The sequence below is a fragment of the Anaeromicrobium sp. genome, from assembly GCF_025210435.1.
In the GTDB taxonomy this organism is placed as follows: Bacteria; Bacillota; Clostridia; order Peptostreptococcales; family Thermotaleaceae; genus Anaeromicrobium.
The window spans coordinates 14,674-30,217 of sequence record NZ_JAOART010000006.1 but is presented as its reverse complement, the minus strand read 5'-3'; the positions used below and the strand labels follow the sequence as shown (position 1 = coordinate 30,217).

At 32.3% G+C, this 15,544-nt stretch carries 12 protein-coding genes; 2 read left to right on the top strand and 10 right to left on the bottom strand.

Annotation, left to right across the window (positions count from 1 at the left end; translation table 11 throughout):
- Positions 1-212: 212 nt before the first annotated feature.
- Positions 213-1,700 carry a methyl-accepting chemotaxis protein gene (locus N4A57_RS00820; RefSeq protein ID WP_293655426.1) on the top strand — a complete coding sequence of 496 codons (1,488 nt, stop codon included), beginning with the start codon at positions 213-215 and terminating at the stop codon, positions 1,698-1,700.
- Positions 1,701-1,796: 96 nt separating this feature from the next.
- Here N4A57_RS00820 and N4A57_RS00815 read toward each other — a convergent pair whose 3' ends face one another.
- Positions 1,797-2,282, bottom strand: coding sequence for a flavodoxin family protein (locus N4A57_RS00815; RefSeq protein WP_293655424.1), 486 nt, complete (start codon positions 2,280-2,282; stop codon positions 1,797-1,799).
- 162 nt (positions 2,283-2,444) lie between these two features.
- On the opposite strand from N4A57_RS00815, the gene N4A57_RS00810 reads away from it, so the two are divergent.
- Positions 2,445-3,182 (top strand): NADPH-dependent oxidoreductase, encoded by a 738-nt coding sequence (locus N4A57_RS00810; RefSeq protein ID WP_293655422.1) that lies wholly within the window; start codon positions 2,445-2,447, stop codon positions 3,180-3,182.
- An 18-nt stretch (positions 3,183-3,200) separates the two neighbouring features.
- On the opposite strand, the gene N4A57_RS00805 is transcribed toward N4A57_RS00810, so the two are convergent.
- The 9 genes from N4A57_RS00805 to N4A57_RS00765 all read right to left on the bottom strand — a co-directional run bounded on the left by N4A57_RS00805 (position 3,201) and on the right by N4A57_RS00765 (position 15,360).
- Positions 3,201-3,677: a PTS sugar transporter subunit IIA gene (locus tag N4A57_RS00805; protein ID WP_293655420.1), complete on the bottom strand. Its 477-nt coding sequence runs from the start codon at positions 3,675-3,677 to the stop codon at positions 3,201-3,203.
- 13 nt (positions 3,678-3,690) lie between these two features.
- Entirely contained in the window at positions 3,691-4,446 is a 756-nt protein-coding gene (nagB, locus tag N4A57_RS00800; protein ID WP_293655419.1) for a glucosamine-6-phosphate deaminase, read from the bottom strand.
- On the bottom strand, positions 4,447-5,637 hold the full coding sequence (nagA, locus tag N4A57_RS00795; RefSeq protein ID WP_330671412.1) for an N-acetylglucosamine-6-phosphate deacetylase: 1,191 nt from the start codon (positions 5,635-5,637) through the stop codon (positions 4,447-4,449).
- 79 nt (positions 5,638-5,716) lie between these two features.
- A complete protein-coding gene (locus N4A57_RS00790; RefSeq protein WP_293655418.1) occupies positions 5,717-5,923 on the bottom strand; it encodes a hypothetical protein in 207 nt (68 codons plus the stop codon).
- 608 nt (positions 5,924-6,531) lie between these two features.
- Entirely contained in the window at positions 6,532-8,691 is a 2,160-nt protein-coding gene (locus tag N4A57_RS00785) for a DNA gyrase/topoisomerase IV subunit A (protein WP_293655417.1), read from the bottom strand.
- 10 nt (positions 8,692-8,701) lie between these two features.
- The gene (locus N4A57_RS00780) at positions 8,702-10,690 is read right to left on the bottom strand and encodes a toprim domain-containing protein (protein ID WP_293655416.1); all 1,989 of its coding nucleotides are present in this window, start codon (positions 10,688-10,690) and stop codon (positions 8,702-8,704) included.
- 490 nt (positions 10,691-11,180) lie between these two features.
- Complete coding sequence (locus tag N4A57_RS00775) at positions 11,181-12,890, bottom strand: AMP-dependent synthetase/ligase (protein ID WP_293655415.1); 1,710 nt, start codon at positions 12,888-12,890, stop codon at positions 11,181-11,183.
- Positions 12,891-13,296: 406 nt separating this feature from the next.
- Positions 13,297-15,000 (bottom strand): AMP-dependent synthetase/ligase, encoded by a 1,704-nt coding sequence (locus tag N4A57_RS00770; protein ID WP_293655413.1) that lies wholly within the window; start codon positions 14,998-15,000, stop codon positions 13,297-13,299.
- 117 nt (positions 15,001-15,117) lie between these two features.
- Positions 15,118-15,360 (bottom strand): hypothetical protein, encoded by a 243-nt coding sequence (locus tag N4A57_RS00765; protein ID WP_293655412.1) that lies wholly within the window; start codon positions 15,358-15,360, stop codon positions 15,118-15,120.
- Positions 15,361-15,544: the final 184 nt, after the last annotated feature.

Sequence of the window (15,544 nt, the reverse complement as noted above, 5' to 3'; positions counted from 1 at the left end):
TCATATAATCTTGCAAACTATGGTTTAGAAATATCAGCTTAAAAAGATATTCTAAATTGGGTAATCGTTACAACCCACTACTGAAAAGTAGCAAAGCCTATGGAGTGTTATAGCAAACCAAAGTAGCTTCGGCAAAATGGGGCATTATGAAGTAGGAAAGAAACAAAATTTTTAATTTGTAGATTTTTATAGATTTTTGGTAACGGTATAAAATGAACAAGGACAATGAATTTATTAAAAAAGCTAATTTTATAGTATTGTTAGTTACATGGTTTATGATTGCAATAGTATCTGCAGGGTTTATAATAGAGTATTTAAAAGGAAACAGAAGTTTTACATATGTTGCAGGTATATTATCCGTTGGCCTAGTATCTGCCCTTATAGCCAATATATTATACTTAAAAGACCCTTCAAATAAACATATGAAGATTATAGCCTTCCTTGGCTTTTTTATAATGTATGCCTGGACTATGCTAACGGGAAAAACTCAAGTAACATTTGTGTTTATATTTCCCTTACTTACTTGCTTTTCCCTATACTTTGACAAAAGGTTTATCCATTTTTCCACTGGTTTAATATTTATTTTAAACTTATATTACGTTATGAGCAAAATTAAAATGGGATATGGAACTGCTCTAGATACAACTGTTTATACCATTCAAATTTCTACTATGATTATGTATATTGTTGCATTAAATGTGGTAGTTTTCATGTCTTCAAAATTCAAATCTGACTTAACATCAAATATTAAAAAAGTAGCAGAAGTTCAAAAGATAGAGCAGGATATGGTTAAGGATATATTAAAAATAGCTAAGATAGTAGATGGAAATGCCATGGAAGTTAATGATATTATAGGTAAAATCTCCATATCAACTAAAACCATATCAGATTCCGTAACTGAAGTATCTACTGGTGCTCAAAATACTGCTGAGGAGATTCAAGAACAAACCCTATTGGCTGAAGATATTCAAGAAAGGATAAAAAGTACATTTCAAATGTCTAAAGATATGGATGAAGCTTCTCATCTAACGGAGGATGTAGTTCAACATGGAATGAATATTATTAATAATCTACGTAAAAAAAATAAAACCCTTAATGAAAATAATCATAAAGTTCTTTCTATGATTAATGAATTAAACGAAGAGTCCAAAGGAATAAAAGAAATTACCCAAATCATTACTAATATAGCAGAACAAACTAATCTTCTTGCATTAAATGCTGCCATAGAAGCTAATAGAGTTGGTGAGGCTGGAAAGGGATTTGCAGTAGTAGCTAACGAAATTAGAGCCTTGGCTGAACAGAGTAAAGACTCAGCTGAAAAAATAACTCATACTATTAATAAACTGTCAAATAAAACTGAGGAATCAGTAAAATCAGCCATAAATCTTAAGAATATTAATGATGAACAAAATAATATGATTGTTGAAAGTGAAAATATACTTGTAGAAATCAATAAAAACACCTCTGGTGTTAGAAATAAGATACATTTAGTTAACGAACGAATAAACGGCATATTAAATACAAATGAACAAATAGTTGAGAAAGTAACTAATATATCTGCTATTGCTCAAGAGACTATGGCTACTACTGAAGAAGCCACAGCCATAGCCAATGAACACATAAATGAGGCAAATGAAGCCCAAAGATTAGTACAAGAATTAGCTCAAGCTTCTAACAATCTAAAAAAATATGCACAATAACAATGTATTGATCTAACAACTATCTTTACAACTGTAAAAAATATAGGAAATACAAAAAACTAACATGGCATATGAAAGAGCATACTTTGTGCTCCTTCATATGCTTTTTTCAATTTCCCTAGCCCATTTTTTAGCTTCCTCTAAATCCTTTTCCCTATTATTCTTAAGGGGATCTTGAAAATCTATTTGGCCCAAATATTTATTTTCACCTAAATCTTCTTTAAACCGTTCAAAGATCTTTCCCTTACCGCCTCCATGGCAACAAAACAAAGCTATATTCTTATTTTTAATATTGACCTTAGATAAAAAAGTTCTAAAGGCAGGCGCATAGGTCCATGCCCATACGGGAGTTCCCATATATATTAAATCATAATCATCTGGATTTTTATCTATACTTTCAATTTCAGGCTCCTTCTTTGTCATCACTTCCCTTCCACCCCAAACATATTTCATAAAACTACCTTTTTTAGGCTCCCTTAGGGGCTTTAACTCCAGTAAATCTGCTCCCATTTCCTTAGCTATTCCCTCTGCAATATATTTTGTATTCCCCTCAAAGGAATAAAATACAACTAATTTTTTCATTATTCTCCTCCTCATCTTATCCTATAATTACCATTATACCCACTTAATCTAATAACATTCGAAAAAAAATTAATATGTGTTTCAGGCATATTTAGTAAGGGTATTAACTAATAATAGAGTGAGTACTTATTATAATATGCCTACCATTAAGGAGTGAGAGACGTGAATGAAGTGATAAAAACTTTAACTAACCACAGAAGTATTAGAAAATATAAATCAGACATGGTAAATGACAAGGACCTAGATATGATCATAAATGCTGCTCAAAGTGCCCCATCTTCCATAAACGGTCAACAAATGAGCATAGTAGCTGTGAAAAATCCTAAGACAAAATCAAAAATAGCCCACCTATGTGGAGATCAAAAATGGATAGATGAAGGACCTGTGTTTTTAGTATTTCTATCAGATTTCTATAGGGCAAAAATAGGAGCAGAAAAAAACAATTTAGATTTAATAATAACACAAAACACAGAGTCCACATTAGTTGGTGCTATAGACGTGGGGCTGGCCATGGGAAATGCCATAGCTGCTGCAGAATCTTTAGGCCTTTCTATAGTTCCCATAGGAGCCATTAGAATGAATCCCGATGAAATAATAGATATACTAGATTTACCTGAGTATGTATTTCCCATGTGTGGTTTAGTAGTAGGATATGCAGATGAAGAATCTGCTAAAAAGCCTAGATTTCCAAAGGAAGCCGTATATCATGAAGAAACGTACAATAGGGATATAAAACATATAATAGATAAATATGATGATCAGGTATCTGAATATATGAAAAAAAGAACTAATGGTGAAAGTGATAGAAACTGGTCCCAAACCGTATCATCCATTTATAAATCCGTATACTTCCCCAAGGTAAGTCCTGCCCTTAAAAAACAAAAATATGAAAATAAATAAATCCAGTTTAAACTGGATTTATTTATTTAAAGTTATTCTTAGTGTTTCTTCCCTATTTTCATAGTTTTTATCCATATTTTCAACCTTTTCCATATTAGTTATAACCAAAGGAGTGATAATATCCTTCCCCATACTTTTTATATAATCCATATCAATCTCTATTATGGGTTCTCCCTTTTTAACAATATGACCTGGTTCTTTGATCCTTTTAAATCCTTTACCCTTTAACATAACCGTGTCTATTCCTATGTGAACCAATACCTGTAACCCCTCCTTTGTAGTTATACCAAAGGCATGATTTGTGGCAAATATTTGGGTTATCTCTCCATCACAAGGTGCTAAAGCCATATTGCTAGATGGTATAACTGCCACTCCATCTCCCAATAGTTTTTGTGAAAAGACCTGATCACTCATTTTAGTTATATCCACAATTTCACCTTCAAAGGGGGCCATAAGAATAATCTCTCTATTCTTTTTTTTGAAAAAATCAAACATTTTCATCACACTCCTATAAATATTCCTTGTCTAATTCCTTTGAGTCAAGTTTCCATGCAGCATCCTTATCTAATACAAATACCACATCTGGATGGAGTTGAAGGACTGATGCGGGAAGAGTTGGAGTTATTTTTCCATAGATGGCCTCATATATGGATTCTGCCTTTTCTTTACCACTTGCTAAAAGTACTATTTTTTTAGCCCTCATAATAGTTTTTATACCCATACTTATGGCCTTAGTTGGAACCTCCTCTATTGAAGAAAAGAATCTTGAGTTATCCCTTATGGTTTGCTCATCTAAGTTTACCATATGGGTTAGGGCTTCAAACTTAATATCTGGTTCATTAAATCCTATATGTCCATTTCTTCCTATACCTAAAACTTGAATATCAATGCCACCCTTATTTCTTATTTCCTTTTCATATCTTATACATTCCCTTTCTATATCCTCTACCATGCCATTTGGTATATTTATATTTTCATTAGGTATATCCACCTTATCATATAAATTCTTTTTCATATAAAAATAATAACTCTGAGGATTGTTTTTATCCAGGTTAAAATACTCATCCAAATTAAAGGTGGTTACCCTTTGAAAGCTAATCTTTCCACTTTCATAGGCCCTTACCATATGATCATACATGCCAATAGGAGTTGACCCCGTTGCAAGTCCTACTACACTTTCTGGCTTTAATATGATTTGACTTGCCAATATATTTGCAGCCTTTTCGCTCATTTCATCATAGTTATTAACACATATAATTCTCATTTAAACCACCTCATAAAAAACCTTTCCGTTTATTATTGTCTTTAAAATATTAATATCTTCATCAAATATTACTAAATCAGCACTCTTCCCCCTTTTAATGGTACCTATTTTATCATACATACCTATGGCCTTAGCTGGATTAACCGTTGCCATATTAACTACTTCTCTTATATTATATTTTGTATTATCTCTTATATTCTTAACTGCTTCATTAAGTTTTAATATGCTCCCGGCTAGGGTATTGTCTTCAAGTCTAGCACTATTTTCATCAACTATTACCCTTTGTCCACCTAACTCATATTCTCCACATTCCATAGATCCAGCCCTCATGGAATCAGTCACAAGTATGACCCTCTCTTTACCATTTATATGTATAAAAACTTCAAATAATCCCTTGTGAACATGTATAGTATCTCCTATTAGCTCACAGTATACATCCCTTGAAAATAGGGCTCCTAACACACCCGGTTTTCTATGATGAAGTCCAGACATGGCATTAAACACGTGGGTTCCATAGTTCACTCCATTTTCAATAGCCCTAATGGCTTCTTCAAAGGTTCCATTCGTATGTCCCATAGATAAAACTACATTTCCATGTTTTTTCATCTTATCCATAAATTCAAAATCCTCATCCATCTCTGGTGCGAAGGTTATTATTTTTATAATATCTAAATAATCCTTTATGAAATCATAATCAGGTTTTATTATATAATCCTCCCTTTGAGCTCCCTTAAACTTAGGATTAATAAAGGGCCCCTCCAGGTGAACCCCAAGTATCCTTGCACCATCTTTTATACTAATCCCCCTTATATTTTCAAGGGCTTTTTTTATACACTCCTTAGACATGCTCATTGTAGTTGGAAGATATGATGTTACCCCATTTTTAATTATGGTCTTTGATATTATAGATTGTGCTTCATAGGTTCCATCCATAGTATCATAACCACCAGAACCATGTATATGCAGATCAATAAACCCAGGACTAACATAGTTACCCTTAGCATCTATAATAGAATCCACATTAAATCTCCCAACTTCATGATTATTAACCATATTAACTATCTTTTCATCATAAATAAGGGCACTACCTTCTACTATTTCATCCTCTAATATTATCTTTCCATTTACAATAGCCTTCACATTAACCATCTCCATTTTATAATTTCTCTTTAAAATATGCTTTTTAAGCACAAAAGGACTATTATCATAAGTTGAAGTTTCCACTTTATCTCATAACAATAATCCTTACTAATAATCTTAATATTTAACTTTAACATTCACTTTTCTTAAAGAAAAATAATCTATAAACAATCCAATGACCTAACCCTATTAAAATACACTTCATATATATATCCAGTGCAGAATCCATATGAAAATTGAAAACTGCTCCCTTATAAAAACTGACCATTACCAACCAGGACCCAATAGCTGCCCATATTTGCCAAGATAACCTAAAGTACCCCTCTAAAAACCTCACGTCATAGCCTCCTCACATTAAAGTTAAAGAGTAACCTTCACTTTAACATAAACTTCATACTTTTTACTATTATATCCACTAAAGTTCATATTAATGCTCAGGTATAACATCAGCAGTTCTAAATAGGTCCACCATCTCTAGGTTGTCAACTCCACCAATTAAGACATATGAAAGAAATCAACTAGTCAGTTCTCTGAGGGATTTGGATTATTTTCGAGGCATGGTGAGGGAGCATATTAAACATATGTAAGCGATTCCATAACGAAGAAAATAATTCAAATAACCAGTGAAATGACTAATTTATTTTTTGAATATGCCTAACCCCTTAGAATTAAATTCGTCACAAAATTCAGAATTCCTTCTTATTCTTATTTATATGTTTATCAACTCAAATCTTTCCCTATAAAGTAACTTGCCTACGAAGGTAAATATATTGAAAATTTTTAGAACCCTGGAACGTCACAACATCCTATGCTACTCTAACATGACTCATGAACCTATCTACGAAGATTCACACTTTAGCATGTGACAGGTGACTTGGATGGAAAAAAATTTTAATACATTTTCCTGAAGTAGGCCCACACAAAGCAAGTTTATACACAATAACTCTATATCTCTTCCTTATCCTTTTTCCTCAAAGTAGTTCCCACACTAGAAATATTATCCCTATAATGATCTAAACTTATATAGTTTACCTCTTCTAAAGTTTTAATCTCTGACAAGGTACTTCCCCTATAAGGAGCAATCACTTCTACCCCCTGGGATTTTCTATTCGTCTTTACTTCTATTTCCTTTGTGTTAAATATAAGTACCTTATGCCTAGTACTTATGGCCACTAATTCCACATCTTCCTTTACTTCTAACATACGTACTAATTCACAATAATCAGGATAAGCATTAACTAACTGAGTCCTCTTTGTCTTAGTCTTATAACTTTCTATTGGAATCTTAGTACCCTTTCCATTTTTAAAGAAAAATAACATATATCCATCATAATCAATAGTTGTGACCATATATATGACTTTCTCCTCACCTTCAAGGCCCAATAGATTTTGAAGATAATCTCCTAGACTACTACTCTTACAATCCTCAATTTCATATACCTTCTTTTTATAAACCCTATGTCTATTTGTAAAAAGTAATAGTTCACACTTATTTGTAGTATCAATTTCCTGTACTATTTCATCTCCATCCTTTAGCCTTTGATCCCTATTTCCTCTCAAGCTTGCATGGGAGATCTTCTTTAAATATCCATCCCTAGTTCTAAATAACTTCAGATTATAATCTTCAATCAAATCCTCTGCCTTAACTCCTTCTATATGGTTTTCATGGATGATTCTTGTCCTTCTTTCCTTACCATATTTCTTTGATACCTGAGAGAGATTATTTATAATTATTCTCTTAATCTTTTTATCACTATTTAATGTTACCTCTAAATTCTTTAATTCCTTTTCAAACTTTTCAATATCCTTTGTTTTATTTAATATATACTCTTGGTTAAAGTTTCTTAACTTTATCTCAGCTATAAACTCAGCTTGAGCCTCATCCACCTTAAATCCATCCATTATATTTGGGATAACTTCCTTATCCTTCTTCGTTTCCCTTACGATCCTTACAGCCTTATCTATATCTAATAATATCTTTTCTAAACCCCTAAGTAGATGAAGTCTTTCTGATTTCATATCTATATCATAAACTATACTCTTTTTAATACAATCCGTTCTAAATTTGATCCACTCAAGAAGTATATTCCTAACTCCTAAAACCTTTGGATAACCATCTATTAAAACATTAAAGTTACAACTAAAACTATCCTGAAGCTTTGTAAATTTAAAAATCTTTAGCATGAGTTTTTCCACATCAGTAGATCTTTTCACATCTAATGTGATCTTTAATCCCTTTTTATCTGTCTCATCCCTTAGATCTGTAATCTCTTTAATCTTTCCATTTTTTATTAAGTCTGCTATTTGATCTATAATAGTTTCCACGTTGGTAGTGTAGGGAATCTCCACTATGTCTATGCAATTATTCTTCTTGTCATGTACATATTTTCCCCTTAAATAAAAGGTTCCCCTTCCTTCCTCATAGATCTTTCTCATGTCCTTTTCCTTATATATAAGCTCTCCACCTGTGGAAAAATCAGGAGCCTTTAAATAATCTATCAGATCTATATTTTCATCCTTAATAAGTTCTGTAGTGGCCTCACAAATTTCCTTTAAATTAAAACTACATATACTACTGGCCATACCTACGGCAATTCCTAGGTTTGGATTTACCAAAATATTTGGAAATGTTGTAGGAAGGAGTGTAGGCTCATCCATGGTATTATCATAGTTTGGCATAAACTCCACCGTATTTTTCCCTATATCCCTAAAAAACTCTTCACATAGGGAATCTAGCTTTGCCTCTGTATATCTGGCAGCTGCAAAGGCCATGTCCCTTGAGTAGGTCTTACCAAAGTTTCCCTTACTATCTATATAAGGGTGCATCAAGGCCTCATTTCCACGGGTTAACCTTACCATAGTTTGATATATGGCCATATCTCCATGGGGGTTTAGCCTCATAGTTTGTCCCACAATATTGGCTGATTTTGTTTTTCCACCCTTTAATAATCCCATCTTATACATGGTATATAAAAGTTTTCTATGGGATGGCTTTAAACCATCAATCTCAGGTAGTGCCCTAGATACAATAACTGACATGGAATAAGGCATATAGTTAGTCTCTAGGGTATCTATTACACTCATTTCTCTTATATTATCTATCATAGGTTCTATTTTAACTCACGTCCGATCTATCTAAATACTTGTGTCCATACTCATTTATGAACTCTTTTCTTCCTAGAAGGTTATCTCCTAAAAATAACTCAAAGGCATCCTTTGTGGCCTTAGCATCGGCTGGTGTTACCTTCACTAGCCTTCTTGTATCAGGACACATGGTAGTCTCCCACATCATTTCTGGTTCATTTTCTCCAAGTCCCTTTGACCTTTGAATCTTATACTTTCCCCTTAATCTCTTTAATATCTTACTTTTTTCACCTTCCGTATAAGCAAAGTGAGTATTCCCCTTACTATCTGTAATCTCATATAATGGAGATTCGGCAATATATACATATCCCTCTTCTATCATAGTAGGAGTGAGTACATAGAGCATAGTTATGATTAGACACCTGATTTGATATCCATCCACATCGGCGTCCGTACATATTATGATCTTATTCCAAGTCATCTTATCCATATTAAAATCTGTAAATTCCTTTAGATGCTTTGACTTTACTTCCACACCACATCCTATGACACGAAGTAGGTCCATAATAATATCATTTTTAAAAATCTTTTCATAATCAGATTTAAGACAATTTAAAATCTTACCACGAACGGGTATGATAGCTTGAAAATTTGCATCCCTACCCATCTTAGTACTACCAAGGGCCGAATCTCCCTCCACTATGAAAAGCTCCCTAATGGTTTTATCCTTACTTCTACAATCTACAAATTTCTTTACCCTATTACTAATATTATCAATCTTCTTACTCAACTTTTTACGCACATCTATACGGGTTTTCTCTGCCTTTTCCCTACTTCTTTTATTAACTAATACCTGTTCTAATATTTTATTTGTAGCTATTCTATTTTCAATAAAATAAATATCTAGCTTTTCCTTTATAAACTCATTCATGGCCTCTTTTATAAATACATTAGTAATGGCCTTTTTCGTCTGATTTTCATAGGAAGTTATGGTACTATAAGTATTGGCAACTAATATTAAACTATCCTCTATATCTTGAAAAGTAACCTTCTTTTCTCCCTTATTGTACTTTCCTTCCTTGTTTAACTTTTTATCTATGGCATAGACAAAGGCATTTCTAACGGCCTTATCTGGAGCACCTCCATACTCTAGGAAGGATGAGTTGTGATAATACTCAAGTAAATTCTTCTCATTATTAAAAGAAAATCCAATCTCTACTCGTACCTTGTACTCAGGTTTATCTTCTCGATCCCTTCCACTAGTCTCTAGCTCAAAATACTCCATATCTGTAAATCCCGTATCTCCACCATACTCTATTACATAATCACTAATACCATTTTCATAAAGATAGGTGAATTTCTCACCACTTTCCTCATCATTTAATATGAATGTAATACCCTTATTTACAATGGCCTGTCTCTTTAATACCCTCTTAAAAAAATCAAGACTTATATCTATATCATTAAAAACCTCTAAATCAGGCTTCCACTTTATCCTAGTTCCCGTATTTTTAGAACCTGACTTTTCCTTTGTATACCCTTCCTTAGTACCTGTCACATTATCTCCCTTTTTAAAGGAAAGATTATATTCATATCCATCCCTAAGGACTGTAACGTCCATATACTCAGAAGCAAATTGTGTTGCAGCCGTACCTAAACCATTTAATCCTATACTAAACTGATAGTTGCTACCAGAATTATTATCATATTTTCCACCACCATAGAGGATACAAAATACTATTTCCCAATTGTATTTTTGTTCCTTTGTATTCCACTCAATGGGAATACCTCTTCCAAAGTCCTTTACCTCTATGGATTTATCCTTAAATCTCGTTACCTCTATGATATTTCCAAAGCCTTCAGCTGCCTCATCCCTACTATTTCCTATGATCTCCATCACCGTATGCTCACAGCCTTCTATGCCATCACTACCAAATATAACTCCAGGGCGAAGTCTTACCTTGTCCTTTTCCTCAAGTGTTGAAAGACTGTCATTCCCATAATCATGTTTCTTACTCATACTTCTCCTCCTGCTACCTTATCTCTATAATCTTTCAATAACCGTATTATACCATCTTTCGAACTTTAATCAAACATCCGTTCTGCACAACGTAAAGAACCATTCAAAATCACAATACCTTTGAATGGTTTCTTTAATAGATTATCATATAAATCCAATCTGTGTAAACACAAACTAATCCTATTATGATAACTCTATGAAATTTTTATACTAAATTTTAATCTTATATGGATTTATGAAATCTTTCTCCATACAGTAATTTGCCTACGAAGGTAAATATATTGAAAATTTTTGAAACCCTGGAACGTCACAACATCCTATGCTACTTGAACATGAGTCATGAACCTATCTACGAAGATTCACACTTTCGATTGTGACAAGGACTTGGGTGGAAAAAATTTTCAATATATTTTCCTGAAGTAGGCTCACATAAAGCAAGTTTATAAATATGAAATCTATACTTAAACTTTAACATTAACTTTATATTTCTTTAAATGTTAGATTTATCCACTGTTTTAATGGCAAATCTCTTTATTTTTTTTGTTGTGGTTTTTTCAAATTCATTTTCTCGAATTCTGATTTCCTTAATATTTTTATAATATGGAATAGTATTATTTATGGCCTCTATATCCTTTTCTAACTGTTTTTTTGGATCTTCAATTTCATTAGATGCAATATATTCATTATCAAGATAGACCTCTGCAATAATATTTGTGTCTGTATCTATCCTATCCCCTTCACAATAAACTAAAACTTCTTCCACATAAGAAATATTTGAAATAAGCATTTCCAGTTCTTCAGGATAAATATTTTTACCATTTCTAAGTACTATTAGGTTCTTTTTCCTTCCTGTAATATACAAAAATCCATCATCATCAATTTTTCCTATATCACCAGTTCTGAACCAATCACCATCCATAGTTTCTTTAGTTGCCTCTTCATTTTTATAGTATCCTAGCATTACAGTCTTACCCTTTACTAATATTTCACCATCGTCACTACTGGTAAGTTTGTCTATCTTTACTTCACAACAGGATAAAATCTGTCCTATACTACCATCTCTAAAATAGTCATTTCTGCAAACAGAAATAACAGGTGAACATTCAGTAATACCGTATCCATTTAAGACATTTATACCAAAATCCCTAAATCCCTGTATATATTTAGGATCAAGTGGTGCTCCACCACATATTATGAGCTTTAGATTTCCTCCAAATCCATCAATTACATTTTTGAAAATCTTTCTCCTAATATCAATACCTATTTTAAGTAATAAATTACTTATTTTAATAGTCCTTCTAAGTAGACCAGCCTTACCACTTTTATTAGCCTTATCCCATATTTTCTTGTACATTTTTTCTAAAAATAGTGGAACCAACATTAAATCTGTAGGTTTATAACTCATAATATCCTTTGAAACACTTTTCAAACCCTTGTTAATACAGACTTTAGTTCCCAAGTGTATCATGGATAAAACTCCCGCTGTGAATCCAAAGGTATGATGGATAGGTAAAATAAGGACTAAAGTCTCATGTACCGTAACATGTCCTAATATACCCACCGTATTAGCAGCCAGATTTCCATGGGATAACATTACTCCCTTACTTACACCTGTTGTTCCTGAAGTATAAATAATAGCAGCCAATTTATTTTCATCTATTTCATTTTCCATATACTCATTATGGCCTTGTGACACCAATTCATTACCCGTTTTCATAAGGTCCTCATATGATAAAAATCTATTATTATCCCCTTTACCATCCATATGAATAAAGTACTCTATTTCTGGCACTTGGTCCCCAATTTCTTTGATTATGTTTGAATGTTTATGGGAATATACAATTGCCCTACAATTACTATCTATAAGTGTATTCTTTATTTCTTGTGCTGAAAGCTCCTTATCTATAGGTACTATCACATTTGAACCATTGACAGTGGCAAAATATGTAACTATCCATTCATAACTATTCTCACCAATAACAGCTATATGACTATCCTTTAAACCCATACTATAAAATGCCGTTCCTAAGGAGTTTATATTATCTTTTAATTCCTTATAAGTTACCTTCTTTATATTATTCCCTTTTATTCTATATTCAAAGGCCGTTTTATTAGAATATTTTGATGAAGCATTTTCTATGAGCTCTTTTAAATTACTTATGTTGTCAACTTTATAAAGTGGATAATTGGAATTTTTCATCTAGAAAATCGCCTCCTACTCATATTTATCCGTGCCGAGTTTGGCATCTTCACTGTGAACTACTCTCCACTTACCTAACGGTTGAAGTGGGAGCTTCTTGGTCAATAGCACCAACGTGCCAAGTTTACCCAAGCTAACAAGGTCGCACCGGCCTCACTTAAAATTAAATTATTTATATAATATCTTATGTTAGGATAATTTATTTTATCATTACCCTGTTCCTTTCAATAAGCGTATTATACCATCTTTTGAAATAGAATGAAATATGGCCCCTGTACAATATAAAGAACCATTCAAAATCATAAAACCTTTGAATGGTTCCTTTATGCTCATTAAAAAAAACAAAATGGTCAGGTTACAAAGGATTTTTCATTAAAGTTATCCATTAACTTTTACTTTAACTTTATTAAGCACTAGTTTCTGTGTTAATAGTAAATCTCTTTATTTTTTTCGTTGTAGTTTTTTCAAATTCATTCTCTCGAATTCTTATCTTTTTAATGTGCTTATAATGGGCAAGGGTACTATTTATATGATCTATATCCTTCTCTAACTCTTTTTTTGAATCTTTAATTTCATTAGATTCAATATACTCCTTGTTAAAGTACACCTCTGCAACAATATTTGTGTCTTTATCTATACTATCCCCTTCACAATAAACCACAACTTCTTCCACATAAGGAATATTTGACACAAGCATTTCCAGTTCTTCCGGATAAATATTTTTACCATTTCTAAGTACTATTAGGTTCTTTTTCCTTCCTGTAATGTATAAAAATCCATCCTCATCAATTTTCCCTATGTCCCCTGTCCTAAACCACTCACCATCCATAGATTCTCTAGTTATTTTTTCATTTTTATAATATCCTAGCATTACAGTTTTACCCTTTACTAATATTTCACCATCATCACTACTAGTAAGTTTATCTATCTTCACTTCACAACAGGGTAGTACCTGGCCTATACTACCATCTCTAAAATAGTCATTTCTAAAACCAGAAACAATAGGTGAACACTCTGTAATACCATATCCATTTAATATGTTTATACCAAAATCCCTAAATCCCTTTGTATATTTAGGGTCAAGTGGTGCTCCACCACATACTATAAGCCTTAGATTACCTCCAAATCCATCAAGTATATTCTTAAAAATCCTTCGCCTAAGATCAATACCTATTTTAAGTAATAAATTACTTATTTTAATAGTTTTTCTAAGTAAATCAGCCTTGCCACTTTTATTGGCCGTATCCCATATTTTTTTATACATTTTTTCTAAAAATAGTGGAACTAATATGAGGTCTGTAGGTTTAAAATTTACCATATCCTTTGAAACACTTCTTAAACTCTTGTTAATACATACTTTAGTTCCCGAATGTATCATACATAAAACTCCTGCTGTAAATCCAAAGGTATGATGGATAGGCAAAATAAGGACTGAACTCTCATCTACCTTAGCATGTCTTAAAGTCCCAACCGTATTAGCGGCTAGATTTTGATGGGATAACATTACTCCTTTACTTACACCTGTTGTTCCTGAAGTGTAAATAATGGCAGCCAATTTATTAGGATCTACTTCATTTTCCATATAATCATTATTACCCTGTAAAATTAATTCATTGCCCTTTTTCATTAGGGTCTCATATGATAAAAATTTATTATTATGCCCTTTACCATCCATGTGGATAAAGTAATCTATTTTTGGTACTCCATCCTCAATTTCTTTCATTATGTTTGCATATTTATGTGAATATACCACTGCCCTACAATTACTATCTATAAGTGTATTTTTTATATCTTCCACTCCTAGGTCCTTATCAATAGGTACTATGACATTTGAACCATTAACAGTAGCAAAATAGGTAACTATCCATTCATAACTATTCTCCCCAATCACAGCTATATGACTATCCCTTAGACCCATACTATAAAATGCAGTTCCTAGAGAGTCAATATGTTCTTTTAATTCCTCATAGGTTACCTTCTTTGTTTTATTCCCTTTTATTCTGTATTCAAAGGCTGTTTTACTAGAATATTTTGATGAAGCATTTTCTATGAGCTCTTTTAAATCACTTATATGATCAACTTCATAAAGTGGATAATTGGAATTTTTCATAATAGAAAGCCATCCCCCGTTCTATTGTATTCTCTATTTTAAGAAGGACAAGCCCTAGTAATATGTACCATAATCTTGTCCTTTATATATTAATATGAAATTCTATGTCACAAATTATTACTGCATATATTTTTTCCTAATTTCTTCAACTTTACTAACTGGAAGTTTAGCTATCTTAGCTATAGTCTCTATGTCTAATCCCACTTCCAATGCTCTGACTACTACTTCAATTTCCTTTTCAACTCTACCTTCAGTTTTAGATTTCTCTTTCATTTCTTCTAGCATAAAAGCATTATTAGCAACCATAGTTTCTACCTCCTCTTTACTAGCATTTAATATATTTTTAGCCTGCTGGGCCACATATTTTCTCCTTGATTTTGTTTATAATTATTACTTATATTATATCATTTTTGTTATTAATAGATAAGCTTATACATGAAAACTCTCCTCTAAAGAATTTTTAAAAGGGAGTTTGTATTAAGGTTATCCACTAACTTTTTTAATTAGTTCCCTTGATGTATAATTATAGACATTAGATATTTCT

Bases quoted from the DNA above. Each gene is read 5' to 3' on its own strand.
- N4A57_RS00780 (WP_293655416.1), bottom strand. From the start codon at position 10,690: ATGAGTAAGAAACATGATTATGGGAATGACAGTCTTTCAACACTTGAG.
- N4A57_RS00775 (WP_293655415.1), bottom strand. From the start codon at position 12,890: ATGAAAAATTCCAATTATCCACTTTATAAAGTTGACAACATAAGTAAT.
- N4A57_RS00785 (WP_293655417.1), bottom strand. From the start codon at position 8,691: ATGATAGATAATATAAGAGAAATGAGTGTAATAGATACCCTAGAGACT.
- N4A57_RS00820 (WP_293655426.1), top strand. From the start codon at position 213: ATGAACAAGGACAATGAATTTATTAAAAAAGCTAATTTTATAGTATTG.
- N4A57_RS00805 (WP_293655420.1), bottom strand. From the start codon at position 3,677: ATGTTTGATTTTTTCAAAAAAAAGAATAGAGAGATTATTCTTATGGCC.
- N4A57_RS00770 (WP_293655413.1), bottom strand. From the start codon at position 15,000: ATGAAAAATTCCAATTATCCACTTTATGAAGTTGATCATATAAGTGAT.
- nagB (WP_293655419.1), bottom strand. From the start codon at position 4,446: ATGAGAATTATATGTGTTAATAACTATGATGAAATGAGCGAAAAGGCT.
- N4A57_RS00815 (WP_293655424.1), bottom strand. From the start codon at position 2,282: ATGAAAAAATTAGTTGTATTTTATTCCTTTGAGGGGAATACAAAATAT.